This window comes from Collinsella sp. AF11-11, assembly GCF_003465485.1.
Taxonomy (GTDB): domain Bacteria; phylum Actinomycetota; class Coriobacteriia; order Coriobacteriales; family Coriobacteriaceae; genus Collinsella.
In genome coordinates, this window is sequence record NZ_QSAS01000001.1 from 228,064 (window position 1) to 253,135 (window position 25,072).

Below are 25,072 nucleotides of genomic sequence, written 5' to 3' on the forward strand. Positions count from 1 at the left end.
GCTTACTCCTCGCCCGTCAGTTTGGCGGATAGGTGCTCGAGCGCATGGAATCGATGGCTGATGGCGTTCTTCTCGTCCGCCGTGAGCTCGGCCATAGTCTTGCCCGGCGTATCGACCGGCAGGAACAGCGGGTCGTAGCCAAAGCCGTGATCGCCGCGACCCTCGTGCGCGATAACGCCCTCGCAGGCGCCCTCGCCATAGGTGACCAGGCCGTCCGTATCGATGAGCGCGACGACGCTCATAAAGCGCGCAGTGCGGTCCTCGTCGGCCACGCCCTCCAGATTCACGAGCAGCTTGGCGTTGTTGGCGGTATCGTCGCCGTGAACGCCCGCGTAGCGCGCGCTATACACACCGGGCTCACCGTCCAGTGCGTCGACGACCAGGCCCGAATCGTCGGCAATGGCCATGAGCCCCGTCTCCTCGACCGCAGCCTGCGCCTTGATGATGGCGTTCTCCAAAAACGTCGTGCCGTTTTCCTCGGGGTCCTCAAAATCGCCCAGCTGGCCGAGCGCCACAAAGCGCACCTCGGGCATGACCTTGCCCAAAATGGCCTCGATCTCGGTGAGCTTATGAGCGTTTCCGGTTGCCACGACGATGGTCGCCGCCGGGTCGAGGGTGTCGATGTCGATCTTCTCAAGTGCCATGAGTGGTCTCCTTGTCTCTATAGCAATGCCGCGCCGAGGGCGACGAGGGCCTCCGCCTCTCCCCTCTCAATCAACGGCAGTCTTATACTTCGACGTTTTCCCAGATAAAACCTGCCAAAATAAACCTGTCCCTTTTTGGCAGGTTAGGCGATGGCTTGGCGCTGAAGCTCGATGAGCTCGGCGATGCCTTTGTCGCCCAAGTCGAGCAGGGCGTTGAGGCGCTTACGGTCAAAGGGCGCCTGCTCGCCAGTGCCCTGGAGCTCGATCATCTCACCGGTGTCGGTGGCGACGAGGTTCATGTCGACTTCGGCATGGCTGTCCTCGGAATAATCGAGGTCAAGCAGCGTATTGCCGTCGACAACGCCCATGGAGATTGCAGCCACCTGGCCGGTAAGCGGGATGCGCTCGATCTTGCCCGCCTCGACCCACATGGCGAGGGCGTCGTGCAGCGCCACCCAGGCGCCGGTGATGCTCGCTGTACGCGTGCCGCCATCGGCCTGAATCACATCGCAGTCGACGGTGACGGTGTACTCGCCGAGCGCCTTCATGTTGACGACGGTACGCAGGCTGCGGCCAATGAGGCGCTCGATCTCCATGGAGCGACCCTTGCGGTTGGCGTGCTCGCGCTTGCAGCGCTTGCCGGTCGACGCCGGCAGCATGGCATACTCTGCGGTTACCCAGCCGGCCTTAGCTCCCTTTCGCCAGCCCGGCACGCCCTCCTCGATTGTGGCGGCGCACAACACGCGCGTGTCACCGAACTCGGCAAAACACGAGCCGTGGGCGTGCTTCATGACGCCACGGGTGAGCTTGACGGGGCGCAGTTCATTGGCGGCACGGCCGTTGGCGCGGTTGACCTGCATGTACTCCATAGAAATATCCTTTCGGCAGAAGAAGAGGGCAAGTCTTTGGACGGTAACCCTACATCTATTTCAGTTCGTCGATATCAATATGTTCGATGCTCTTGAGCGGCTGGCCAAAGATAAAGCTACCCGCCACCGCAAACTCGGCAATGTTATCGGCCGTCGTCGCAAAGCGATGCTGAGGCTCGGCAGCGTCGCCCGCCAGCTGCTCGCGGCGCGTGAGGATATCGGTCAGCTCGCGCGTAGTCTCCTCGGCGGAACTCACCACACGCACCCCGGGCCCCAGCGCATGGCGAATAGGCCCCACGAGCAGCGGAAAGTGCGTACAGCCGAGCACCACGGTATCGATTCCGCGATCGCGCAGCGGCTCAACCGTTGCGCCGACCAGCGCTCGCACGGCTGGCGTATCGAAGATGTCCTCGTTCTCGAGCCACTGCTCTTGCAGATGCGCGCCCGAGGCGAGCTCGTGTTCGACAACCTCGACAAAGCTCGAGGCAGGACAACCGTATACATCGACGCCGGCATCTAGATCCTGAATGGCGCGCGTGTAGGCGCCCGAGCGAATGGTGAGGTTGGTGGCGAGCACGCCCACGCGACGCGAACGGGTGCTGTTGATTGCCGCACGGGCACCCGGCGCGATCACGCCGATCACGGGAACGTCGAGCACCTGCTGGGCCAGACGCAAGGCCGCAGCTGTCGCCGTGTTGCAGGCGATGACCATAATCTTGACGTCGTGCTTCGACAGCCAACGGCCCGCCTGCAACGCAAACGAGCGCACCTCATCCTCGGTGCGCGTGCCGTAGGGACAGCGTTTGGTGTCGCCGAAGTAGTAGACGGACTCGTGCGGCAGCGCCGTCGCGATGGCACGTGCAACCGTCAGACCGCCCAAACCAGAATCGAACACGCCAATCGGGCGCGTGTCGCCTGCCGGATTCTCGATATCGGACATTACCTCACCAGATTCTCTCTCGAAAAGATATGGCTCAGCGCGATAGGACCGCGCTACGAACGAGCCGCGACCAGCAGCTCGGCCGTTGCCACCCAGCCGTCGACAATCTTGCCGCGTGTGACGTAGGCGTTATCGCAAGCGTCCAGGAACTCGGGCGCGCCGGCGCTCGTCAGGCCATTCTCGACCAGGCAGAACGTGCCCACGTGATCGGCCATGTAGAAGTCGGACTCGGAATCGCCGAGCGCGAGCGTCTCCTCGCGCTCGATCCCCAGGTGCTCGCAGAAGCGCGCGATGGCAACGCCCTTGTTGAGGCCGGCGGGATTGATGTTAAACGCGCGACCGTCCTCGACGCGATCGAGCTCGAGCGTCGTCGGCTTGGACAGATGCGTCAGGTGACCGTTACAGGCCCACACCAGGCCGCAGCCGGCCTCGTCCAGGATGGCCTGGACCTCATTGTCGGGCACATCGCCGCGCATGCCGACGGTGACCTCGCGGTACTTGTAGCCGGTCGACATGTCGTTGTGATACTCGATCTTGTGCGGCCAGCGGGCAAGAATCTTCTCGCACACGCCGGTCTGCTCGATCACCTGGTGCGGAGTAAGGCCGCAGGCGGGGTCGTAAGGCATGTCGCCAGTCAGATACTCCCAATCGTTGGCTTTGAGGTCGTACATGACCAGGCCGCCCATCTCACCAATGTAGGAGTTGAGGCCGAGCACGCGCGCGTCCTCGTGGATCATGGTACGGTTGCGGCCCGAGGTGGGAACCACCTGAATGCCAGCGCGAGCGAGCGCCACGACGGCCTCGACGAGTTTGGTCGAGGGGTTGCCGTCGTTGTCGCGCAGCACGCACGAGCCGGGCGCGAGCATCGTGGCATCCAGGTCGGTAAAGACGTACTTGACCTTGGCCAAGCGCTCGCGCATCTCGCCCGAAAGCTCGGCAACGGTCGGCAAGGTGTTGTGGGACATGGTTACTCCGTTTACGTAGAAGGGTTTGGACTTGGACGGCATGTTTTGATTGAGGGAACACGCTTATGGCGACAGCGCACTCAGGGCGCCGCCGCCATCATGGTTCATTAGTCAAACTGGGTAACATCGATCAGGCGATTGGCCAGCGAAAGGTCGCTCTCGATGGGCACGAACTCGTCGCCCACGTGCATGAGCTCCTCGTCACCCTTTGCCAGCAGCAAGACAATGGTGGGGGCATCGGGGTTGACGTACTCCTCGCGCGCCGCCTTGAACGCCGCATGCACAGCGGCTTCACGGTCGAGGATGATCTCGTTCGGCGTATCGTCGGGAACATGCTCGGCAAGCTCGCGACAGACCTTCATCGGGTCCTCGTGAGCCGGGTCCTCGTTGGCAAAAATCATCAGGTCGGAATATGGTGCGGCCTCGCGCGGAAGCTGCTCGCGGCGCTCCTGCGCCTTGCCGCCGGCAGCACCAAACACTGCAATGACTGGACTAGTGGGAAACGCGCGCTTGACCGACGAGAAAAGCGAACGGAACGAAAGCTGGTTGTGAGCGTAGTCAACAACACAAATCACGCGGCCATCCTTCGACTCCACGACCTCCATGCGGCCCGGCACACGAAGCTTGGAGAGGCCCTTCTTGATAGCCTCGATACCGATGCCGATCTCGTGCGCAGCGGCGATAGCGACCAGCGCGTTTTCCACGTTAAAGTTGCCCGCGATGCCCAGCAGGACCTTCTCCCCCGCCTCGGACTCGTCGGCACACAGGCCATGCAGGTTAAACTCAATGTTAAAGCCGACCACGCGGACATCGCTTGCCCACAGGCTTGCCTCGGGATGCTCGACGCCAACGGTCACCAAGCGCTCGGCCGTCGACGCTGCCTCCAGCACACGGTCAACCTCTTCGGTGCCCAGATTCACCACGGCGGTCTTTGCCTGGTCAAAGATCCTGAGTTTGCTCTCAAAATAATCCTCAAACGTGGGGTGTTCGATCGGTGAGATGTGGTCACGGCCGATGTTGAGGAAGCACGCCACGTCAAACGGCAGATTCTCGACGCGTTGGTACTTGAGTGCCTGGCTCGAGACCTCCATGACCATGGACTGGCGACCGGACGTGCGGCAGTTGGCGATATGGCGCCAGACCTCGGGGGCCTCGGGCGTAGTATTGGTGCTCTCGTAGCACTCGATACCATCGTCGGTACTCACCGAGCCGATCATGCCGCAGGACTCGCCCGCCGCTTTGATAATCGACTGGAGCATAAAAGCGGCCGTGGTCTTTCCCTTGGTGCCGGTGATGCCCACGATCTTGACGTCGTGGTCGGGACGGTCGTAGACCTCCGGCGGCAACAGGGCCATGGCCGTGCGGACGCTGTCCACGACCAGCATCGCCGCGCCGTTCTCCTTCGCCAGCGGCTCCAGAGACTCGACCAGCGACTCCTCGCACACAAATGCGACGGCGCCCGCATCGAGCGCCATACTCAAAAACGCGGGCTTAAAGGCAGCGCCTTTGCAAAAGAACACGTCACCTGCCGAGACCGCGCGCGAATCAAACGAGCAGCCGGTCACGGCACGCTCGTCAACCTGCTCTGATGCGCGCAGCTCGCCGCACACATCGAGAAGCTTGGCAAGCGTATCGACCGTGGTCACGGTCGCGGAATCCGAATGGTGCATCTTTCGCCTTTCTCAGCCATTTGGCAGGGACGGTTTTTATAGTAACTGAAACGCACCCACGCAAAAACGGCTCCCGGAGGAGCCGTTACGCGCAGGCGTTCGTAAGCCGAGGCTAGGCAGCCTGAACAGCGGGCTGGTCCTCGTCGATAAAGAAGCGCTTGTACCACACCAGGAACACGAGCGGCGTATAGATCTTGCGCTGGAAATCGCCCTTGCCCGCAAAGTGCAGATCGAGCAGGTGCATGAGCTCGTCGGTATCGAAGAACTCGCTTGCCCACGGCGCGGTGAAGTACTCCTTGACATAGTCGTACCACTTTTGCTCGCGCAGCCAGTAGACAATCGGCACCGGGAAGCCCACCTTGGGACGGGTGGCCCACTCATCGGGCAGCGACTTGTTGGCAGCGTGGCGGAGTACCTGTTTGTTGCCGTTCTCGTTGATGCGGTAGCGGTCGGGAATGTGCTCGGCGAACTCCATGACTTTGCGGTCCAGGAAGGGCACGCGCAGCTCCAGCGAGTGCGCCATGCACATCTTGTCGGCCTTGAGCAGAATGTCGCCCGGGAGCCACATGTTCATGTCCAGGTACTGCTTCTTGACCAGCTCGGGCTGACCCTTCACGCGCGCATAGATGGGAGCGGCAAGCTCGAAGGCGCCATCGCCGGTGTTGTACTCGGGCTTGAGCACGCCGTCGACCTCGCGCTCCGGCCATACCAGAGCCTGTCCCAGGAACGACTTCTCGGGAATCTCGGCACCCTTGACCAGGAAGTTATGTCCCTTGAAGTACGGCATATGCAGCGCCAGGTTACCGAGCGCGCGACGGATGGGCAGCGGCACCATCTTTTTGTACTTGCGGACTGGGACCGTGTCCTCGTAGTAGGCGTAGCCGCCAAAGAGCTCGTCGGCGCCTTCGCCCGAAAGCACGACGGTGACGTCCTTGCGGGCCATCTCGGCCAAGAACCACAGCGGCACGGAAGACAGGTTGGACTGCGGCTCGTCCATGTGATACTGGATGTCCTCGAGCGCACCGAAGAACTCGTCGGCGGTTATCATCTTGCGGACATTCTCGACGCCGAGCTTGTCAGAAAGTTCCTTGGCGTAGTTGGTCTCGTTGAAGTTCTTGTAGTCAAAGCCCACCGAGAAGGTCTTGTCGGGCATGAGGCAAGCGGCGATGTAGCTGGAGTCGACGCCGCCGGAGAGGAACGACGCGACCTTAACGTCGGCGATGCGATGGGCCTCGACGCTCTCGTGCACGACCTCGTCCAGCTCGTCGACGTACTCCTCGAACGGCTTCTCGACGGCAGAGTAATCGCAATCCCAGTAGCGCTCGATGTTCATCTTGCCGGTCGGGATGTCTACGGTAAAGTAATGCGCCGGCGGCAGCTTGTAGACCCCCTCGAAGAAGGTCTCCTCGGTTGCCGAATACTGCAGCGTCATGTACGGACGCAGGGCCTTTTTGTTGACCGCCTTGTGGAAGTGCGGGTAGTCTAGGAAGCTCTTGATCTCGGAACCAAAGAGCACGCCCGGAGCGCCGTCACCCGCATCGGCCATGGGATAGTAGTAAAGCGGCTTGATGCCAAAGATGTCGCGGGCGCCAAAAAGCTTATTCTTCTTTTTGTCCCAGATGACGAAGGCGTACATACCGCGCAGGCGATCGAGGACGGCCTCGCCCCACTCCTCGTAGCCGTGCAGGAGGCTCTCGGTGTCGGCGCCGCAGTGGAACTTGTAGCCCTTGGCCTCGAGCTCGGAACGGAGTTCTTGGAAGTTGTAGATCTCGCCGTTGAAGACGATAACGACGCTGCCGTCCTCATTGGCCATGGGCTGAGCGCCGGCCTCGGTCAGGTCGAGGATCGACAGGCGGCGGAAGCCCAGGGCAACGCGGCCGTCGATAAACTGACCGCCCATGTCGGGACCGCGATGGACGATGCGGTCCATCATCTTGGTGAGCACCTCGGATTGGTTATCCGTCCCACCGACAAAACCGACAAAACCGCACATATACTATCCCCTCTGCTGTTGCTGGGCATCAAATCGAATCAGTAGCTTTTGAGTATACCCGAGGGCGTAAAGAGGGGCGGAATGTTCAGGCAATCTCAACTGAATCAGCTCCGCTGTGACACGCGCGAGTTACCTTTAATGGATATGAGGTGAACGGGGCGATTGTTTTGCTATACTCTCTCCGCACGGGCGATTGGCGCAACGGTTAGCGCAGGTGCTTTACACGCACAAGGCTGGGGGTTCGAATCCCTCATCGCCCACCATTGAATTGGAAACGGTCCTCGCAAGTGGACCGTTTTTGTTTGGTCCCAGCGCATGGGATTCGAACCCGCCAGGGTGCGGAGCTGAGGAAACGCGAAGCGTTTTCCAGCGCAGCACGCGAGGGCCGTAGGCCCGAAGCGAAAGCGGGCGGCGTCAGCCGCACGCGGACATCCCTCATCGCCCACCACTGATTTGGAAACGGTCCTCGAAAGGGGACCGTTTTTGCTTGGGCCCATTTCATGGGATTCGAACCCGCCAGCACGTCTGTCACAAAGGCCGTGGCCAGAAAATGGCAAAAATGAGTACTGCTACCTTGCTTACAACATATCAAAAGATAGTATTTGCTTAAGTTACGCAACATATGTCCATTATAAGGACTAACAATTAGATCAAAATCGTGCATTCATCGCCATTTCGACTTGCCATCTGGTCTTATTAGTCCAAAATTGCTGCGACCAAATCGGTAACAGTACTCATATTTGATGTTTTTTGACCAGCAGGTCTCCCCGCCTTAGCAAATCTAAGGCAAAACGGGCTCCAGACCGCTGAATCATGCCACATAGGGCACGTCCGCAGTCCGGAACCCGGTCCAAATTGAGTTATTGCGCCGCGTTAGGCCAAGACACCCGACAGGATCTCGATCAGACTGTCCACGTCGACTTCCTCGCAGACGAGCGGCGGCAAGAAACGCAGCGTATGCGCACCTGTAGCATTGATCACGGCACCAGCCCCCAATGCACGGGCCACAACGTCGTGTGCATCACCCGCAGTATCGTCAAGATCGCAGCCGAGCATCAGGCCACGGCCACGCACCTCTACCACATGCGGAAGTTTAGCCAGCGCCTGCTCCATATAGGCACCCACCTTGGCAGCATGCTCGGCATAATCGCCGCGCACAAGCGCGGAGAGCGTCGCGGCACACGCCGCGATGGCCAAGCAGCTACCGCCAAAGGTCGAGCCGTGGTCGCCCGGCTTAAACACGTCGGCAATCTCCTTCTTTGCCACGACGGCACCCACGGGCACGCCACCAGCAATGCCCTTGGCAAGGCTCATGATGTCGGGTTCCACGCCATAGGTCTGGAACGCAAACGGCTTACCCGTGCGGAAGATACCACACTGGACCTCGTCGGCGATAAGCACGGCGCCCACTTCGTGTGCCAGGTCGCGCGCTGCCGCCATAAACTCCTCGGTCATGGGGTGCACGCCACTCTCACCCTGGATCGGCTCGAGCATCACGGCACAAATCTCGCTCCCCAGCTGCTTAAAGATCGCACGCAGCTCATCGACATCGTTGGGCGTGCAGGCCACAAAGCCACCCGGCAGCGGACGGAAACTATCCTGCAGCCAATCCTGCATGGTGGCGGCAATGGTCTCGAGCGTACGGCCGTGGAAGCCGCCGCGCATGCACACGATGGTGTTACCGCCATTACCGGCACGCTTGGCGTACAGGCGCGCGAGCTTCATCGAGCCTTCGTTGGCCTCGGCGCCAGAGTTGGCAAAGAAGGTCTCCCAAACCTGCTCATCCGCAGCCGGGGCACCAAGAGCAGCTGCCGTGGTCTCATCGCCGGCGACAATGGCATCGGCAAGCACGCGCGCACCATCTACGTCGTCGTTAGCAAGCTTGGACAGCAGCGCCGCGACCTGTCCGCGCTGCTCAATGTAGAAGTAATTGGAGACATGCATGAGCTTTTTGGTCTGTGCCTCGAGCGCCGAGAGCACAGCCAGGTTGCCATGACCTAGGCTGCACACGCCGATGCCGGCAAGAAAGTCGAGGTACTCACGGCCATCGTCGCCGGTGAGCTTCATGCCGTGACCCTCGACAAACTCGACCGGAGAGCGGCCAAAGGTATGCATAACGTAATGGGATTCAAGCGATTGCTGAGCTGCAAGTGACATGGGATGCCTTTCGTTGGGCGCCAGACGGCGCAGGCCTATGGGTGCAGGAATGGGGCGGCTGCGAGTCAGTTAGACCGTCTGAAGCTTCTCGACCTCGTCGAGGTTCTCGGTCAGACGCGCAGCAAACGTCGAAAGCGGATGCGGATGCGTATCGAACTCGTAAGCCGTCTCGGTGGAATGGATCACGGTACCGACGCCGGCATCGGTCAGCAGCTCCAGCAGCAGCGAATGCGGCGTGGTGCCGTTGATGATGTGAGCGCGAAATACGCCGCCGGCAAGCGCATCGACGGCCGCACGCAGCTTGGGAATCATGCCCTTATCGACCTCGCCGCCGTAGAGCATTTCGTTAACCTCGTCGAGCGTTAGGTTGGAGATGAGTGAGTCTTTATCGCTAAAGTCCTTGTACAGGCCGTCGACGTCGGTCAAAAAGATCGCCTTATGCGCATGCAGCGCCGCCGCAACGGCACCGGCGGCGGTATCAGCGTTGATGTTGAAGAAACCGCCGTCCTCCCCCGCCGCGACGGTAGCGATGACGGGGATGTACTCGCTATCGAGCAGGCGCTCGATATAGTCGGTGTTAACGTGCGTCACTTTGCCCACTCGACCGAGCTCGGGGTCGAGCGGCTCGGCGATGAGCGTGCCGGCATCGCTGCCCGACACGCCCACGGCCAGGTTGCCGTGGTGGTTGATGGCAGCAACCAGCTCCTGGTTGACCTTGCCGCCCAGTACCTCGCGCACGATATCCATGGTCGCCGGCGTGGTCACGCGCTGGCCGTTCTTAAACTCGACGGGAATATCGTAATGGCTCAGCGCCTCGTTGATAGCCTTGCCGCCACCATGCACGATGACGGGACGCATACCGATGATCTTGAGCAGGACGATGTCGCTCATCACGTCGCGGCGCAGCTGCTCGTCGACCATGGCGGCTCCGCCATATTTGATAACAACCGTCTTGCCGGTCAGGTTCTTAATCCACGGCAGCGCTTCGAACAGCAGCTGCGCGGTTGCTTCGTTGGATTCGCTCGAACGACAATCGCGTGCGAATTTCATAGTCTGCCTCGTCTTTCGTATCGTTATCGCGCCGTGCTCCGCTGTCCGCAATCGCGGCAAGATGCGCAGCGTGCCTGGAATCTAGGAACGGTAGTCGCCGTTGATGGAGATGTACTCATGCGTGAGGTCGCAGGTCCACACGGTCGTTGCCGCGTCGCCTGCGCCCAGGTCGGCCGAGATCACGATCTCGGGCGCCTCAAAACGTCGCAGAGCCTCGTCCTCGTCAAAGGGAACAGTCAGACCGTCGCGACAGACAGGCATGCCCATCATGTCGATGGAAACGTCTTCCTGATTAAACTTCACGCCGCACTTGCCAAGCGCCATGGCAACGCGGCCCCAGTTGCAGTCGTGGCCGGCGATGCAGGTCTTAACGAGCGGCGAGTTGGCAACGGCACGGGCGGCGATATCGGCCTCCTCGTCGTTAGCGGCGCCGGTAACGTTGACCGTAACAAGCTTGGATGCGCCCTCACCATCGGCGGCGATATTGCGCGCCAGGCTCTCGCACACCTCGTGCACGGCAAATGCCAACTCGTCAAAGGCATTGGAGCCCTCAACGATAGGCTCGGCATCTGCGGCAGCGGCGCCGGAGGCAAGCATGATGCAGGTGTCGTTGGTCGAGGTGTCGGAATCGACCGTTACCTTGTTAAAGGTCTGCTTGACGGTCGAGAGCAGCAGGGCATGAAGTGCCGCAGGCTCGACGGGGGCATCGGTGGTGATAACTGCGATCATGGTGGCCATGTTGGGCATGATCATACCCGAGCCCTTGCACATTCCGCCTACCGTATAGACATTGCCCGCATGACCCGCAGCCTCACTGACGTAGGATACGGCGTACTCCTTGGAGTGCGTGTCGGTCGTCATGATGGCGCGAGCGGCATCGGCGCCACCGTGGGCGGAGAGCGCCTCGTAGGCAGCAGGAATGGCGGTCTCAAACGTGTCGATCGACAGAATCTGGCCAATCACACCCGTGGAGGCAACCAGAATCTGCTGGGGCTCGCAGCCGATGACCTGCGAGGCGATGTTGCACGTCTCGCGCGCGCAGGCAAGGCCCGTCTCGCCCGTGGCGGCATTCGCGTTGCCGGAGTTGATTGAAACGCCGGCGATGATGCCATAGCCCTTGCCCACACCGCCCAGGTTGGCGCGGCTCACCTGCACAGGCGCTGCGCAAAAGCGATTGGTCGTAAACACGCCGGCACCGGGACAGGGTTTATCGGGCACGACGAGCGCGTAATCCAAGCGCTCGGGATTCTTGCGAAAACCCGCATGAATACCCGCGGCCTTAAAGCCGGCCGCTACCGTAATGCCACCCTCGACGGCACGAATCTTGATATCGAACTGCTCTGTATTCATCGTCCTTACGACTCCTTATATCAAACAAAAAACGGACATCGGTTGGTGCGCCATGCCAGTCGTGATCATGAGACCAGCTTAAGAGTGGCGCCCCACTCGATGCCCGACTACCAAATCGTTAACAATCGAATGTGCTACACCGGGCACGCCACTGTGGGCAAGCCTCGTCGCTCGTCAAAGCCAAAGACGATATTGGCGCATTGGACTGCTTGGCCCGCAGCGCCCTTGCACAGATTGTCGATGGCGCCCGTCGCCACCAGCACGCCCGCGCGCTTGTTGAGCGCGAGGCCAATCTGGGCGGCGTTGGTGCCGACGACCGAAGCCGTCTTGGGCTGCTGGCCGGCGTCGAGCACGCGCACAAAGGTGCGTCCAGCGTAGAACTGCTTGTAATAGTCGACAACATCCTCAAGAGCCAACGTGTCGAGAGCCTGCGGCGCGAGCGGCAGCGTCACCGTGGAGAGCAGACCACGCTTGAGCGGTGCCAGGTGCGGGGTAAAGACGACGCGATCGGTCAGGCCCAAGATCTGCTCGATTTCGGGCGTGTGGCGATGCTTGCCCACGCCGTAGGCCTCCAAGTTCTCGTCGGCGCTGCAAAAATGGGTGCGGGCGTTGCAGGACTTACCGGCGCCCGTCACGCCGCTAATGGCATCGACAATCACGGGGCCGTTCTCGGCCACCCAGCCCGCGCGCACGGCGGGCGCGGCGGCAAGGCTCGTTGCGGTGGGATAGCAACCGGCGCAAGCGACCAGCACGGGTTTGCCGTCGGCATGGTCGGATGCGGCGGTCTCCAAGTCTTGGCAGAACAGCTCGGGCAGACCGAAGGCACGGGTCTTGAGCAGCTCGGGGCTCGTATGCTCGGCGGCATACCAAGCCTCAAAAACGGACGCGTCGTTCAGGCGGTAGTCGGCCGAGAGGTCAATGCAGGAGACGCCCGATGCAAGCAGCGCGGGCACCTGTACCATGGCAGCCGTATGCGGCACGGCAAGAAAAACCGCATCGCAGCTCTTGAGCTCAGGGGCATCATGCGTCGTAAAGACAAGATCGCTTACGCCGGTGAAGCTCGGGTACACCGCGGACAGCGGCTGGCCGGCATCGGCGTTGGACGTAACGGCAACAAGTTCAAACTCGGGATGACCGAGGACGAGGCGAATGAGCTCGGCTCCGGCATATCCAGCCGCGCCGACGATTCCAACCTTCAAAGACATATCAGACTCCTTGTCTGCGATTTATGCACCGATGCGCATTTCGCAGCGGTCGTTATGAAGTGGGTTGAAACTTTAGCACCAAAAGATGCATGAATACGTAAATGGCTTGCATATTCATGCATTGAAACATTCCCGACACATTCGCTTGAAGGAATTGACAAATGGAGCGGGCCCCGTATTGACCGGCGCTCCTAACGGCGCCGGGCAATACGGGGCCCGCCCATGCGAAAACCAAGTTGTTAGGATGAGCCAGCTGGCTAGAGCTCGACCGGCACCCATTCGTCGTGATTGCAGATAAACGCCTCGGGATCCTCGACGCTAAAGAAGACGAGTGCGGGGTCGTTAGGCCCCTCATAGTGCTCGCTCAAGCGCTCAAGATGTTTCCATCCTGCCTCGCGCATATCGGGAGCGGCCTGGTCATCCAAGCCGGCGCGCCCGCGCAAGATGAGCCAGCCATGGCCCGGCCACCAACTCGTGGCCTCAAAGCGCTGATTTTGCAGCAGCTCCTGCCACACATCCTTGGTGCGCGCCGTCACAAACCACAGCTTGCCGTCCTGAATCTGAGCAAACGAAAATGGGCGTACATGTGGCTGCCCGTCCACGCTCGTCGCCAAGTACCACGCCGGCACCGACGTCAGATACTCCAAAACCGTATTCAATCCGTCCACGTTTCCTCCTGTACTAGCCAGTTTGAGAGCCTGGTTTGTGTGAGCTAGAGCTCCAGGCGCTCCTCGCTGCCGTCGATATCACAGAAGCGCGCGGCAATGTTGCGGACCGAAAAGAAAGCAAGGCGGCCGTCGTTGGCACTCTCGTGTTCCTCGCCGATGCCCACCATGTGCTTAAAACCCGCTTGACGCACCTTGTCGCTCGCAACTGCGTCGTCCTCAAGTGCGGCTTCGCCGGTCAATACGATCCAGCATTCCCCCGGCTTCCAGCCCGAGAGCTCAAACTTGGGATTCGCACTCAGCTCCGCCCACACATCCTTGTCGCGCGACGTGCAAAACCACAGCTTACCTTCATCGACCATGGCAAACGAAAACGGCCTAACGCGAGGCTGATGCCCGTCGGCCACATCGGTCGTGGCCAGATACCACGCCGGAATGCGCCTGAGATACGAACAGGCGCGCTCAAGCTGAGCCGTGCGGTCGTTGTCGGTCATGGGGACCCCTTTCCTGCGCTCGAATCGCGCCTAAACAAGTTGAAGATTGATGACGATGACGCAGATGAGCAGCAACGCCGTCACCACCACCGCCAACGCATCGCCGCGGCCAAATGTAAGCGCATGCAGACGCGTGCGGCCCTGCTCGCCGTGATAGCAGCGTGCATCCATGGCGGCAGACAGCGTCTCGGCATGACGGAACACGCCCGTGAACAGTGGAATCGCCACACTGCCGAGCATACGCACGCCGCCGAGCGGGCCACCCGTTACGCGTGCACCGCGGCTTGCCTGCGCGTCCGCCGTCTGCTTCATCTCGGTGGCGAACTGCGGCATAAAGCGCAACGCGATGCCCATGATCATGCCGAGCTCATGCGCCGGAAACCCCACGCGCGCAAACGGTGCGAGCAGACGCTCAAAGCCCGCGGTGAGGTCGAGCGTCGGTGTGGTGAGCGTAATGGCGCTCATGCCGGCCATCATCAGGGTCAGGCGACACGCCATAAAGGCGGCAGAACGCAGTGAGCCCTCGCTTATCTGCAGAAAGCCGAGCTGCCACAGGATGCGCCCACTCTGATCGGTAAACAAGTTGAGCACCGCGACCACGACGACGATTGCCAGCAGCGGCGCCATCGACGACAGAACGCGACGAGCCGGCACCCGGGACACGACATAGATCAGCACAACGAAAATTGCGACAGGGGCCAGTCCGCGGAAGCCGCCGACGGTCAGCGTCGTGATTAAAAACACAAAGCCCAGGAGCAGCTTGGTGCGCGGATCCAGGCGATGGATCGCACTATCGCCGGGATAGTAGCTGCCAAACGAAAACGCCTCCATTAGCAGCCCTCCTCTCGCGCGACCGTCTTGGATTTAGCAATGTCCGCGACGTTAGAAGGACCGTCCGAGCGACCGATCAGCAAATCTGCCAGCTCGTCGGCCAGCGACTCAACCGTATAGAGCCCGCCGCAACGCAGCGGCACGCCCGCCTCCGCGAGCGCCAACGCCATGCGCTGAGCAGCAGGTACGCCCAAGCCGATCGACTTGAGCTCATCGGCATGCGCAAACACCTGCGCGGGGGTTCCCTCGGCAAACACCGCACCTTCGTTCATTACGACGATACGGTCGCAGCAATTGGCCAGGTCATCCATGCTGTGTGAAACCATGACAACGGTCAGGCCATCGCGGTGAAGTCGATCGATAAGCTCAAGGAAATCCCTGCGCGCAGCCGGATCGAGCCCCGCCATGGGTTCATCGAGCACCAGGACTTCGGGCTCCATGGCGAGCACACCGGCGAATGCCACGCGCCGTTGCTGACCGCCCGAAAGCTCGAAGGGACTCTTGTCGCCGACCGTGGAAAGGTCGAGGCCCACGCGCGAGAGCGACGACTCGACGCGACGGTCGACTTCATCTTGCGGCAAGCCAAGGTTGTGCGGACCAAACGCCACGTCCCGCGCCACGGTTTCGGCAAACAGCTGACGCTCAGGATATTGAAACACCACGCCGACCTTGGCCTTAACCGCGGCGGCGTCTTTCTTGTTTGACAGATCGAGCCCCAGCGCGCGAACGGATCCCTCCTGGGGGCGAATCAAACCGTTGAGATGCTGGGCCAGCGTCGACTTACCCGAACCGGTATGGCCTGCTAAGCCCAGGAACTCGCCGCGACGCACCGTCAGCGATACATCGCGCAGCGCCCACGGGCTGCTGGGGTCGTTTCCCCAGAGAGCCTGTTTGCTCGATTTGCCCGCAACGGCCGAGCGCTTATGCCAGCGGCGACGCTCGCGCGGACTGAGCGAATAACTGTACGAAACATGGGATAGCTCGATGACAGGCTCCGACGCGTTGTCCTCGTTGTCTACCGGAACAGTGCCGTCAGCGATTTCCAACTGGGACGCGGAAGGCTGCCCCGCAGTGCCTGCCCCGCTCCGCTCGGTATAGGCCTGCGCAACCTCGGCAACCATATCCGCCTCGCGCACCTGCGCGCAAACGGGTACGCCCTTCGCACGAAGTGCCATGCCCAAACGGCACGACTCCGGCATGTCCAGGTTGAGCTGCGCAAGTTCGTCCGCCCGCGTCAAGATTTCCTCGGGCGTACCGAGCATGGCAACGCGCCCCGCCTGAAACACCGCGACTCGATCGGCCTCGGCGGCCTCTTCCATAAAGTGCGTAATCATCACGATGGTCATGCCGCGAGCGTGCAACGCGCGGCAAGCCTTCATGAGGCCCTTGCGTCCACGCGGATCGAGCATCGAGGAAGCCTCGTCCAATATGAGCACGCGCGGTTCCATGGCAAGCACGCCGGCAAGCGCCACGCGCTGCTTTTGGCCACCCGAGAGCGCATGGGTCTCGTGGCGCTCAAAGCCCACCAGGCCCACGGCCTTCAGCACATCTCGCACACGCTGCGCGATCTGGGCCGATGGCACGCCAAGGTTTTCGGGACCGAACGCAACATCGTCCTCGACAAGCGTCGCCACCAGCTGATCATCCGGGTTCTGGAACACCATGCCCGCAGTCGAGCGGATGTCGTAGACCAGCTCGGGATCGGACGCGTCCATGCCGTTGACGCGCACCGTTCCCGTATCGGGCTGCAGCAGCGCGTTCAAATGCTTGGCGAACGTCGACTTGCCCGACCCGTTTCCGCCGAGGATGCAGAAAAACTCGCCATCCTCGATGTTCAGATCGATGCCGTCGAGTGCCGGTGTGGCACCGTCATAGCTAAAGGAAACGCCCCGACACTCAATCATGCGCGGCCTTTGACCTGGTCCTTTTTAGGCGTGATGAGGTTGGAGACTGCTTTATACACCGCTAGCGTCAACACCGAGTTAAGCACGGTCTTGATAAGGTTGAACGGCAGCACGGCAGGAATCATGAGCGGGGCGATCACATCGACCGAGCCATACCAGAACCATACGCCAATGGTAAGGTTAGCGACCATAGACAGCGCCGTAGCGGCAATGACACCGAACACTAGGCCAATCACGGCACCCTTATAGGTATGCATCTTCTGGTAGACGATAGCCGCGGGCAGAATATAACCCAGCGTAGCCACCAGGTTCATAAGCGCACCGACCCAGTCACCCGTGGTGAGCGCATGGATAACGATCGCCATGGCGGCAACAGCAGTGCCGGCGCCGGGGCCATACGCAAAACCGCACACCATCGCCGGTACCAGCGACGGGTCATACGTCAAAAACGGCGCCGAAGGAAGGATGGGCAGCTGCACATACATAAACAGGGCGCCCAAGGCGCACATCAGCGCCATGGTAACGAGCTGTTTGGTGCTCCACCTATTCGTGTTCTCAAAATGGATATGCTGCGACTGTTCAGACATAAGATCACCTGCCTCTTTCATCCGGACTCTAACCGTTGGTACTGGGATCTCACCAGTTCAGCCGGCATGCGAACCAACGCACACACGGGTCGCGGACTCATCGGCTCGGTCGCAGACGCCTCGCCTACGCCACGGCACCCCTTTGGCACCGCCCGATTTACCGCCAGTGGGGAATTTCACCCCGCCCTGAAACAGCAATTGCAAGTGTAGCACGAGCAATCGTTCGTGCAAGTATGCCAAGGGTAATTTGTGGCGGGGATCAGTTGCCGCAGCAGCCGCGTTCCCCACCCATCCCAAAGTAGCGCGCCTTTCGCGGCAAAGCCGCGAAACAGCGACCGGGACACGTATTCCCAACAACCAAGTCCTCCGCCCACGCCGACCTCAAGGCCGTAAACGCAGGGAATCCGGGGGCGTGACGGGGTTTCTCTCCGGAACATTCCGCAGGACGCAAAGAGGCTCCGCAGCGCGAAGCGCGATGCGGAGCCTCTTTGCATGTCCGAGGACGTTCCGGAGAGAAGACCCCGTCACGCCCCCGGATTCCCGGTGGGAGTTCTAGACCTTGTCGGCCTTAGTACATACCGCCGCCCTGCTGACCAGCGGTAGCAGCAGCGATAGCATCCTCAAGCTGAGTGTTCTTGGGCACATCGGAGACGGTAGCCTCGGTGATGAGAATCAGGCTGGCGACAGAAGCAGCGTTCTGCAGGGTGACGCGGCTGACCTTGACGGGGTCGAGGACGCCCATCTCGATCATGTCGCCCCACTCGCCGTTGGCAGAGTTGAGACCCTGGCCGGCGGGCAGCTCGGCAACCTTGTCGACCACGACAGCGCCCTCAAAACCAGCGTTCTTGGCGATGGTAGCGACCGGAGCAGTCAGAGCCTTCTTGACGATGTCGACACCGATCTTCTCCTCGGGGTCGTCGAGCTCAACGGCGTCGAGCGCAGGAGCAGCGTCCATGAAGGCGACGCCGCCACCGGCGACAATGCCCTCCTCGACAGCAGCGCGGGTTGCCTGCAGGGCGTCCTCGACGCGGTGCTTGATCTCCTTGAGCTCGGACTCGGTAGCAGCGCCGACCTTGATGACGGCAACGCCACCGGAGAGCTTGGCCAGGCGCTCCTGGAGCTTCTCACGGTCGAAGTCAGAGGTGGTGTTCTCCATCTCACCCTTGATCTGAGCGATACGAGCGTCGATGGCCTCCTTGGAGCCAGCGCCGCCGACGACGACGGTGTTGTCCTTGGAGATGGTGACGGACTTAGCGGTACCGAGCATATCGGCGGTGATGTCAGCGACCTTCACGCCCAGCTCGTCCAGGGCAGCCTGGCCGCCGGTGAGGACGGCGATGTCCTCGAGGATGCGCTTGCGGCGATCGCCGTAGCCCGGGGCCTTGACGGCGCAGACGTTGAGGGCGCCACGGATCTTGTTGAGGACCAGGGTAGGCAGAGCCTCGCCATCGATGTCCTCAGCGATGATGAGCAGGCCACGGCCAGCGCGCTGGACAGCCTCGAGAACAGGCATGATGTCCTGGACGCTGGAGATCTTCTGGTCGGTGATGAGGATGTACGGATCCTTCATCACGGCCTCCATGCGGTCGTTGTCCGTGACGAAGTAAGCGGAGACGTAGCCCTTGTCGAACTGCATGCCCTCGACGGTGTCGATGGTGATGTCGAACGTCTGGGAATCCTCGACGGTGATGACGCCGTCCTTGCCCACGACCTCCATGGCCTCGGCGATCTTCTCGCCGACCTCGGGGTCACCGGCGGAGATGGTACCGACGGAAGCAATCTGCTCCTTGGTCTCGACCGGCTTGGCCTGCTTCTTCATCTCGGCGACGGCGGCGTTGACGGCCTTGTCGATGCCGCGACGGATGGCCAGCGGGTTGGCGCCAGCGGCGACGTTGCGCAGGCCGTCGTTGACGATAGCCTGAGCGAGCAGGGTTGCGGTGGTGGTGCCGTCACCCACGGTGTCGTTGGTCTTGGTGGCGACCTCCTTCACCAGCTGGGCACCCATGTTCTCGATGTTGTCCTCGAGCTCAATCTCCTTGGCGACGGAAACGCCGTCGTTGGTGATGGTCGGGGCACCAAACGTGCGCTGCAGAGCAACGTAGCGACCCTTGGGGCCCATGGTGACGGTAACGGCGTCGGCCAGAGTGTTGACACCCTTGGCGAGCTTAGCGCGGGCATCGGTGTTGAACGTAATGTTCTTTGCCATGGTAGGTAATCCTCCAAAAGAAATGTGACTCGCGTCGCCGCTTCCGAGTCCTATGCGGCGGGCGCGTTCAAAGACGAATCAGAGATTCTGACGAGACTAGGCCTCGACAACAGCGTAGATGTCGTCGGCGCGCATCAGCAGATACTTCTCGCCGTCGACCTTGACCTCGTTGCCACCGAACTTACCGTAGATGACAACGTCACCGACCTTGACGTCCATGGGGATGCGCTCACCCTTGTCGTTGACCTTGCCGGCACCAACGGCAACGATGGTGCCGCGCTGCGGCTTCTCCTGGGCGTTGCTGGCGATATACAGACCAGAAGCGGTCTTCTGCTCGGCCTCGTCGGGCTTGACCAGAACACGATCTGCAAGCGGCTTCAAAGACGACATGCTTGTCTCCTCCTTTTTGGGCCGCGTGGTTATGCCACGCGAATTAACCCTTTTTGTTTGCGTACGCGTTGAATGGTACCCACGAATGGCGGGTTATACAACACGGAGTCAAAAAATCTTATTTTTTGGCACTTAGATTTTCTGAATGCCGGGGGATAACTTAGCGGTGGCTCCCGGGGCGGACCGGAGGGCACGAAGTTTGCTGCTCTACAGTCCTGCGCAAGACGGAAAGCACATTAAGTGCTTTCCTTTGCGTGCGGAACTCGCGACAAACTTCATGCCCTCCGGTCCGCCCCGGGAGGCAGGTTAACTAATTCGGGCCCGGCATTCAGAAAAGTCAGTACAGCAAAATGGCGATGCGGATGGTGCGAACAAGAAAGGGGCACGTTGCTGAAACGCGCCCCTTGTGGGTGGGGTATGGGGCTAGCGCTCGTAGATTAAGTTGCCTGCCAGGTAGGTGGCTTGGACTTTGGTGGCTTGGAGTTCTTGGGGGTCGATGGTGAGCAGGTTTTGGTCCAGGACTACCAGGTCGGCGTATTTGCCGGGCTCTAGGCTGCCGAGGTTTTGCTCGTCGCCCGCTGCGTACGCGCTGCCAAGCGTGTAGCTGCGCAGGGCCGTTGCCGCGTCGATACGCTCGCTCGGCAGCCAGCCGCCCTCGGGCCAGTGGCTGCGGGGGTCTTGGCGGGTGATAGCCGTGTAGAGCACGTTCATGCTGGTAACGGCTGTGATGGGGCTATCGGTGCCGAAGGCTTGGCGGATGCCGCGCTGCTTATAGGTCGCAAACGGCCACATGATGCGGCTACGCTCCAAGCCCAGGTCGCGCTCCGGACCACCCGGGTCGAGTGTGATATGACAGGGCTGGCTCGAGGCAATGACGTTGAGTTTGCGCAGACGATCGATGTCCTCGGGCAGCAGATTCTCCAAATGCTCAAGCGTATTATGGCCGTGCTGGGGCAAGCCGTAGAGCTCTGCCGCCTCCTCAAAGATATCGAGTGCGGCATGGATGGCGCCGTCGCCGATAACGTGGATGCGCACGGTGTGGCCGCGCTCGGCTGCCGCCAGGACCAGCTTGCGCATGCGCTCGACGGGAACCGTCAGGCGACCTTGATCGCCCGGGAAGCGCGGGTTGGTATAGGGATCGGTGAGATAGGCCGTGTGTTCGCTCGAGACGCCGTCGAAGAACTGCTTAAAACCAGGCGCCGAGAGCAGCGCGTTGTTCGCGTAGCGGGTCTGCAGTTCTTCTAAGCGCGATTGGTCATCCAGCAACGTGGGGAACAGATGGGCACGGATGCCCAGTTTGCCAGCTGCCTGCAGTTTGTCGTAGACGTCATCGCGGATAAAATCGCAGCCCGGCATGGGCATGAGCGACATATCGCATATCGAGGTGATGCCCTGCTCGGCCATCCGCCTCATTTGATCGGCGTAAGCGCTTGCGATGCGATCCTCGCCCAGCCACTCAAGGCAGCGCGGTAGCAGCTGCATAGCAGCTGCCTCGTGAGCAATGCCCGTGAGCTCGCCGTTTGCGTCCTTGTCGTAGCTGCCGCCCGCCGGCGGCTCACTGTCGCGCGTGACGCCGAGCGCCTCGAGTGCACGGCTGTTGAGCCAAAGCGTGTGCCCGTCGCCCGAATACATAACGCAGGGACGATCGGGGAATGCCGCATCGAGCGACGCCTTGCTAGGATGCTCGGGCGGGTCCCAACGGTAATCGCGCCAGCCCTGCGTCACAACCCAAGCGTCGTCGGGCAAGTCCTGGGAAAACTCGAGCGCATGTTGCACCAGTGCCGCCTCGGACGTGCCCATATCCATGAGCATGTACGGCGAGGAACCGACCGAGGTATGGAAGAAGTGCAGATGAGCGTCATGAAAGCCGGGGCAGACAAACTGCTCGCCGTAGTCGATAACCGACGTGGCGGCAGGAGCGGCGGCGATCACGTCATCGGGCTCACCGACTGCGACGATACGGTCGCCTGCGATGGCAATCGCCAGCTCGCGGGCGGTATCGATGCCGTCTTGCGCGGTAAAGACGTTCTTGGAGCGGATAATCCGATCGATATGTTGCATGGGCATCCCCATCTCTGGCAGGAAATTCAACACCCCCGAGTGTACTCCCCCGCCCTTGTAACAAAACCCCAAGCGGCAAACGGCAACTTTACCAGCCCTAGCGGCAGGTGGCATACTGGAGAGAGCCTGTACGATTTTGCGATCAACCCAGCAAGGAGCAAATCGACCATGACGAAGACCAAGGCACAGCAGATTATGGCGGCGACCGAGGCTCGCGCGGCTGACGACGTCACCGCAGCCATCAAAGATATCGCTACCGAGTTTGAACCCTATATCATCAAGCAGCGCCGGCACTTCCATAAGCACCCGGAGCTGAGCCTTGCCGAGGAGCGCACGACTTCTGACATCGCCAACCAGCTCGACGCCATGAATATCCCCTACGAGCGTCCCCTTAAGACGGGCCTTGTGGCGACCCTTCGCGGCACCGCGCCCGACTCCTATCGCGAGGACGGCACGCCGCGCCGCCGTATCCTGCTGCGCGCGGATATCGACGCCCTGCCCGTCACCGAGCAGACCGGCGAGGAGTTTGCCAGCGTCAACGAGGGCTGCATGCACGCCTGCGGCCACGACTGCCACATCGCCATGATGCTCGGCACGCTGCAAATCCTGCGCCATATGACCGACGACATCCACGGCGAAGTCCGCATCGTCTTCCAACCCAGCGAGGAAAACGGCCAGGGCGCCAAGCTCATGATCGGCACGGGCGTGCTCGACGGCGTCGATGGCGCCTACGCCGCGCACATCTGGAGTGAGGTCGACGCCGGCACCGTGAGCTGCGAGCCCGGACCGCGCATGGCCAATACCGACTGGTTCCGCATCGACGTCCGCGGCACCTCGTGCCACGGTGCCATGCCCCAGCGCGGTCACGACGCCGTTATGGTTGCCGCCGAGATCGTCAACGCTCTGCAGACCATCGTTTCGCGCGAAATCAGTCCCTACGAGCCGGCCGTCATTACCGTCGGCGAGCTGCACGGCGGAACCGCGCGCAACGTTATCGCCGGCACGGCCTACCTCGCCGGCACGGTGCGCACCTACGGCGATTCGACCCACGAGGAAATGCCGGAGCTCATGCGCCGCATCGTGGAGCATACCGCGGCCGCCTTGGGCGCCGAGGCAAAGCTCACCGACTACACCATCGCCAATTACAAGGTCGAAAACGATGCCGCCTCGAGCGAGCGCTGCCGCCAGGCAGTAATCAAATGCTTGGGCCCCACCGGCCAAGGCCATTACCGCGGCACGCTTTCGGGCGAGGATTTTTCGGAGTACCTGCGCCGCGTACCGGGCGTGCTCGCCTTTGTAGGTACGCGCAACCCCAAGATTGGCGCCACGTACGCCCAACATTCCTGCTTCTACAAGATCGACGAGTCGGTACTGGCAAAGGGCTCCATGGTGGCCGCCCAGTATGCCATCGACTTTTTGGCCGAGCCCACCCAAGAGGAGCTCGACGGCCCCGCGATCACCGCGGTCGCCGAAACCAACCCCGACTTGGCCGCCAAGTTGCGCTCTGCCAAGGCCACGTCCGCCGAGGCTCGCGATGCTATCCATGATGCCCGCACGGCGCGCCATGCCGCCATCAAGGGCATCCATGATGCACGTGCCGCCGCTCGCCGCGAGGAGAAGCACGACGAGTAGTCGATCCACGACCATCTCGCAGTCATAGCCGCATCGCGATATCAAAGCGGGGGCGGACGCTTCGGCACGTCCGCCCCCGCTTATTTGTCAAGCGCTATTTCTACCGTTTCTACCCCGTCCCCAAATGGCAGGTGGCAGGGTTACTCGTCCTGCGGGTCCTCGTCGGAGCTTGGCGCGGGGTCGGGCTCAGGCGCAGGCTCGGGCTCCGGTTCCGACATGGGCGCGGGGTCGGGCTCAGGCACGGGCACGGGCGCGGGCACAGGCTCAGGCTCAGGCACGGGCTCGGGCGCGGGCTCGGGCGCAGGCGCCGGCGCCGCAGCGGAATCGGATACGGGCGCTGCGTCGGTGCTAAAACCAGCCGGAGCAGACTTCTTCTCAAACGGCAGCACAAAGGTCAGGACGTCATCCTTATCCTCATCAGCCCATTCAGCTGCATAACGCGCTACCCAATAGCCAACGGCACGATGCTTGAGCATCTTGCCAAAGACCGTGAGGAATACCGTGACAAACGCCGTCAGCACCAAGAACAATACGAGCGTGATGCCACCGCCGGTAACAAGCGCCTCAATAGCCGAAGGACGGTAGTAGTAGCTATACATACCGACAGAGGCAATGGCGCCGAAGACGAGCGTCAGGATCCATGTGACAACGTTGGCGACCAGACCCGTCAAAAACTCGGGAAGGAACGAAGCGCAGAACAGCTTGGTCTTGTTGTGCTTAAACGCCGCCCAGACCTTGTCGAGCGAAAACGCGCTCTCGACACGACCGGTCACCGCAAAGTGCATCACGGCAATGTCGGCGAACATCTTAAAGAAGACCCCCAAGACCGCCGTGGCAATCATAGCCAGGACAAGCAGGCCAAGCGAGCCAAACAGCGCTGCCTCGAGTGCATAGGAGCCGTAATACGAATACGAGCCCGCGGCGCCAATTACCACGCTCTCCACCAGCGAAAGCACTACACCGATAACGGGAATGGCAGCGATAACCTCGAGCACGACCGAGATAACGCTCGAAAAGACTCCGAGGCCAAACGACGTGGAACGCATGAGTGGACGGTCCATGCCGTCATCGACCTTGAGCGAAAGATCACGGCCCCACTCGATACCAAAGCCGGAACCGCACACGCTCGCAATGCAAGCTGCCAAAAAGCCGATGGCAGCCGCAATGCCGCCAATAACGGGAATAAACAACACGAGCACCGACACAACGCAAATCAGCGCCGGCAAAAACGCGATTTGGCATACACGCTGAAGCACACCCGGAGTCTTGGTCATATCTTGGAACGCCTGAGCCACACAGCCCTTTGGCGCATTCGCCACGGGCGGTTGCGGAACAAACTGCTGGGGCTGAGGCTGTCCCTGGGGAGCGGGTCCAGCGGCACCGGCATTAGGAGCACCACACGCGCCGCAGAACTTGTCGTTATCGCCCATGGGGGCGCCACACTGCGAGCAGAACATAG

At 61.2% G+C, this 25,072-nt stretch carries 20 protein-coding genes, 1 tRNA gene and 1 riboswitch; of the genes, 2 read left to right on the forward strand and 19 right to left on the reverse strand.

Translation table 11 applies throughout. The features are described 5' to 3' along the window. Positions 1-2: 2 nt before the first annotated feature. The 6 genes from rdgB to asnB form a co-directional block, all read right to left on the reverse strand. A complete protein-coding gene (gene rdgB / locus DWV58_RS01070) occupies positions 3-644 on the reverse strand; it encodes an RdgB/HAM1 family non-canonical purine NTP pyrophosphatase (protein ID WP_117775889.1) in 642 nt (213 codons plus the stop codon). A 143-nt stretch (positions 645-787) separates the two neighbouring features. Beyond that, complete coding sequence (gene rph / locus DWV58_RS01075; RefSeq protein ID WP_117775890.1) at positions 788-1,513, reverse strand: ribonuclease PH; 726 nt, start codon at positions 1,511-1,513, stop codon at positions 788-790. A gap of 55 nt (positions 1,514-1,568) precedes the next feature. Next, a complete protein-coding gene (gene murI, locus DWV58_RS01080) occupies positions 1,569-2,453 on the reverse strand; it encodes a glutamate racemase (RefSeq protein WP_117775891.1) in 885 nt (294 codons plus the stop codon). A 53-nt stretch (positions 2,454-2,506) separates the two neighbouring features. Then, on the reverse strand, positions 2,507-3,418 hold the full coding sequence (locus DWV58_RS01085) for an HAD family hydrolase (RefSeq protein ID WP_117775892.1): 912 nt from the start codon (positions 3,416-3,418) through the stop codon (positions 2,507-2,509). A 107-nt stretch (positions 3,419-3,525) separates the two neighbouring features. Then, positions 3,526-5,088 carry a Mur ligase family protein gene (locus DWV58_RS01090; RefSeq protein ID WP_117775893.1) on the reverse strand — a complete coding sequence of 521 codons (1,563 nt, stop codon included), beginning with the start codon at positions 5,086-5,088 and terminating at the stop codon, positions 3,526-3,528. A 112-nt stretch (positions 5,089-5,200) separates the two neighbouring features. Further along, entirely contained in the window at positions 5,201-7,081 is a 1,881-nt protein-coding gene (gene asnB, locus DWV58_RS01095) for an asparagine synthase (glutamine-hydrolyzing) (protein WP_117563808.1), read from the reverse strand. A gap of 187 nt (positions 7,082-7,268) precedes the next feature. On the opposite strand from asnB, the gene DWV58_RS01100 reads away from it, so the two are divergent. Then, positions 7,269-7,344: transfer RNA gene (locus DWV58_RS01100), tRNA-Val, on the forward strand. A 610-nt stretch (positions 7,345-7,954) separates the two neighbouring features. Here DWV58_RS01100 and DWV58_RS01105 read toward each other — a convergent pair. The 12 genes from DWV58_RS01105 to DWV58_RS01160 form a co-directional block, all read right to left on the reverse strand. Further along, on the reverse strand, positions 7,955-9,238 hold the full coding sequence (locus DWV58_RS01105; protein WP_117775894.1) for an aspartate aminotransferase family protein: 1,284 nt from the start codon (positions 9,236-9,238) through the stop codon (positions 7,955-7,957). 69 nt (positions 9,239-9,307) lie between these two features. Further along, on the reverse strand, positions 9,308-10,288 hold the full coding sequence (gene argB, locus DWV58_RS01110) for an acetylglutamate kinase (RefSeq protein WP_117583122.1): 981 nt from the start codon (positions 10,286-10,288) through the stop codon (positions 9,308-9,310). Between the two features lie 81 nt (positions 10,289-10,369). Continuing rightward, positions 10,370-11,638 (reverse strand): bifunctional glutamate N-acetyltransferase/amino-acid acetyltransferase ArgJ, encoded by a 1,269-nt coding sequence (gene argJ / locus DWV58_RS01115; RefSeq protein ID WP_117775895.1) that lies wholly within the window; start codon positions 11,636-11,638, stop codon positions 10,370-10,372. A gap of 134 nt (positions 11,639-11,772) precedes the next feature. Beyond that, positions 11,773-12,843: an N-acetyl-gamma-glutamyl-phosphate reductase gene (gene argC, locus DWV58_RS01120; protein ID WP_117775896.1), complete on the reverse strand. Its 1,071-nt coding sequence runs from the start codon at positions 12,841-12,843 to the stop codon at positions 11,773-11,775. A 257-nt stretch (positions 12,844-13,100) separates the two neighbouring features. Continuing rightward, positions 13,101-13,511 carry a pyridoxamine 5'-phosphate oxidase family protein gene (locus DWV58_RS01125; protein ID WP_117775897.1) on the reverse strand — a complete coding sequence of 137 codons (411 nt, stop codon included), beginning with the start codon at positions 13,509-13,511 and terminating at the stop codon, positions 13,101-13,103. A 44-nt stretch (positions 13,512-13,555) separates the two neighbouring features. After that, positions 13,556-14,002: a pyridoxamine 5'-phosphate oxidase family protein gene (locus tag DWV58_RS01130; protein WP_117637581.1), complete on the reverse strand. Its 447-nt coding sequence runs from the start codon at positions 14,000-14,002 to the stop codon at positions 13,556-13,558. 30 nt (positions 14,003-14,032) lie between these two features. Beyond that, positions 14,033-14,833 (reverse strand): energy-coupling factor transporter transmembrane protein EcfT, encoded by an 801-nt coding sequence (locus tag DWV58_RS01135; protein ID WP_117775898.1) that lies wholly within the window; start codon positions 14,831-14,833, stop codon positions 14,033-14,035. Next, positions 14,833-16,737 (reverse strand): energy-coupling factor transporter ATPase, encoded by a 1,905-nt coding sequence (locus DWV58_RS01140; RefSeq protein ID WP_117775899.1) that lies wholly within the window; start codon positions 16,735-16,737, stop codon positions 14,833-14,835. The genes DWV58_RS01135 and DWV58_RS01140 overlap by 1 nt, the downstream gene beginning before the upstream one ends. Further along, positions 16,734-17,324, reverse strand: a complete 591-nt coding sequence (locus tag DWV58_RS01145; protein WP_117563816.1) for an ECF transporter S component — start codon at positions 17,322-17,324, stop codon at positions 16,734-16,736. The genes DWV58_RS01140 and DWV58_RS01145 overlap by 4 nt, the downstream gene beginning before the upstream one ends. 5 nt (positions 17,325-17,329) lie before the next feature. Next, positions 17,330-17,522: riboswitch (FMN riboswitch) on the reverse strand. Between the two features lie 370 nt (positions 17,523-17,892). After that, positions 17,893-19,530, reverse strand: coding sequence for a chaperonin GroEL (groL, locus tag DWV58_RS01150; protein WP_022094352.1), 1,638 nt, complete (start codon positions 19,528-19,530; stop codon positions 17,893-17,895). A gap of 96 nt (positions 19,531-19,626) precedes the next feature. Continuing rightward, complete coding sequence (gene groES / locus DWV58_RS01155) at positions 19,627-19,920, reverse strand: co-chaperone GroES (protein ID WP_022094351.1); 294 nt, start codon at positions 19,918-19,920, stop codon at positions 19,627-19,629. Positions 19,921-20,343: 423 nt separating this feature from the next. Continuing rightward, the gene (locus tag DWV58_RS01160) at positions 20,344-21,987 is read right to left on the reverse strand and encodes an amidohydrolase (protein WP_233540467.1); all 1,644 of its coding nucleotides are present in this window, start codon (positions 21,985-21,987) and stop codon (positions 20,344-20,346) included. Positions 21,988-22,149: 162 nt separating this feature from the next. Between DWV58_RS01160 and DWV58_RS01165 the strand changes: the two genes are divergently transcribed. After that, positions 22,150-23,613, forward strand: a complete 1,464-nt coding sequence (locus DWV58_RS01165) for a M20 family metallopeptidase (protein WP_117775900.1) — start codon at positions 22,150-22,152, stop codon at positions 23,611-23,613. 140 nt (positions 23,614-23,753) lie between these two features. Here DWV58_RS01165 and DWV58_RS01170 read toward each other — a convergent pair whose 3' ends face one another. Beyond that, a complete protein-coding gene (locus tag DWV58_RS01170; protein ID WP_117775901.1) occupies positions 23,754-25,070 on the reverse strand; it encodes a zinc-ribbon domain-containing protein in 1,317 nt (438 codons plus the stop codon). Positions 25,071-25,072: the final 2 nt, after the last annotated feature.

Coding starts and splice junctions, on each gene's coding strand:
- asnB (WP_117563808.1), bottom strand. CDS start 7,081: ATGTGCGGTTTTGTCGGTTTTGTCGGTGGGACGGATAACCAATCCGAG.
- argC (WP_117775896.1), bottom strand. CDS start 12,843: ATGTCTTTGAAGGTTGGAATCGTCGGCGCGGCTGGATATGCCGGAGCC.
- DWV58_RS01145 (WP_117563816.1), bottom strand. CDS start 17,324: ATGTCTGAACAGTCGCAGCATATCCATTTTGAGAACACGAATAGGTGG.
- murI (WP_117775891.1), bottom strand. CDS start 2,453: ATGTCCGATATCGAGAATCCGGCAGGCGACACGCGCCCGATTGGCGTG.
- groL (WP_022094352.1), bottom strand. CDS start 19,530: ATGGCAAAGAACATTACGTTCAACACCGATGCCCGCGCTAAGCTCGCC.
- DWV58_RS01130 (WP_117637581.1), bottom strand. CDS start 14,002: ATGACCGACAACGACCGCACGGCTCAGCTTGAGCGCGCCTGTTCGTAT.
- DWV58_RS01160 (WP_233540467.1), bottom strand. CDS start 21,987: ATGCCCATGCAACATATCGATCGGATTATCCGCTCCAAGAACGTCTTT.
- DWV58_RS01085 (WP_117775892.1), bottom strand. CDS start 3,418: ATGTCCCACAACACCTTGCCGACCGTTGCCGAGCTTTCGGGCGAGATG.
- DWV58_RS01140 (WP_117775899.1), bottom strand. CDS start 16,737: ATGATTGAGTGTCGGGGCGTTTCCTTTAGCTATGACGGTGCCACACCG.
- argB (WP_117583122.1), bottom strand. CDS start 10,288: ATGAAATTCGCACGCGATTGTCGTTCGAGCGAATCCAACGAAGCAACC.
- rdgB (WP_117775889.1), bottom strand. CDS start 644: ATGGCACTTGAGAAGATCGACATCGACACCCTCGACCCGGCGGCGACC.
- rph (WP_117775890.1), bottom strand. CDS start 1,513: ATGGAGTACATGCAGGTCAACCGCGCCAACGGCCGTGCCGCCAATGAA.
- DWV58_RS01170 (WP_117775901.1), bottom strand. CDS start 25,070: ATGTTCTGCTCGCAGTGTGGCGCCCCCATGGGCGATAACGACAAGTTC.
- DWV58_RS01135 (WP_117775898.1), bottom strand. CDS start 14,833: ATGGAGGCGTTTTCGTTTGGCAGCTACTATCCCGGCGATAGTGCGATC.
- DWV58_RS01105 (WP_117775894.1), bottom strand. CDS start 9,238: ATGTCACTTGCAGCTCAGCAATCGCTTGAATCCCATTACGTTATGCAT.
- argJ (WP_117775895.1), bottom strand. CDS start 11,638: ATGAATACAGAGCAGTTCGATATCAAGATTCGTGCCGTCGAGGGTGGC.
- DWV58_RS01090 (WP_117775893.1), bottom strand. CDS start 5,088: ATGCACCATTCGGATTCCGCGACCGTGACCACGGTCGATACGCTTGCC.
- DWV58_RS01165 (WP_117775900.1), top strand. CDS start 22,150: ATGACGAAGACCAAGGCACAGCAGATTATGGCGGCGACCGAGGCTCGC.
- groES (WP_022094351.1), bottom strand. CDS start 19,920: ATGTCGTCTTTGAAGCCGCTTGCAGATCGTGTTCTGGTCAAGCCCGAC.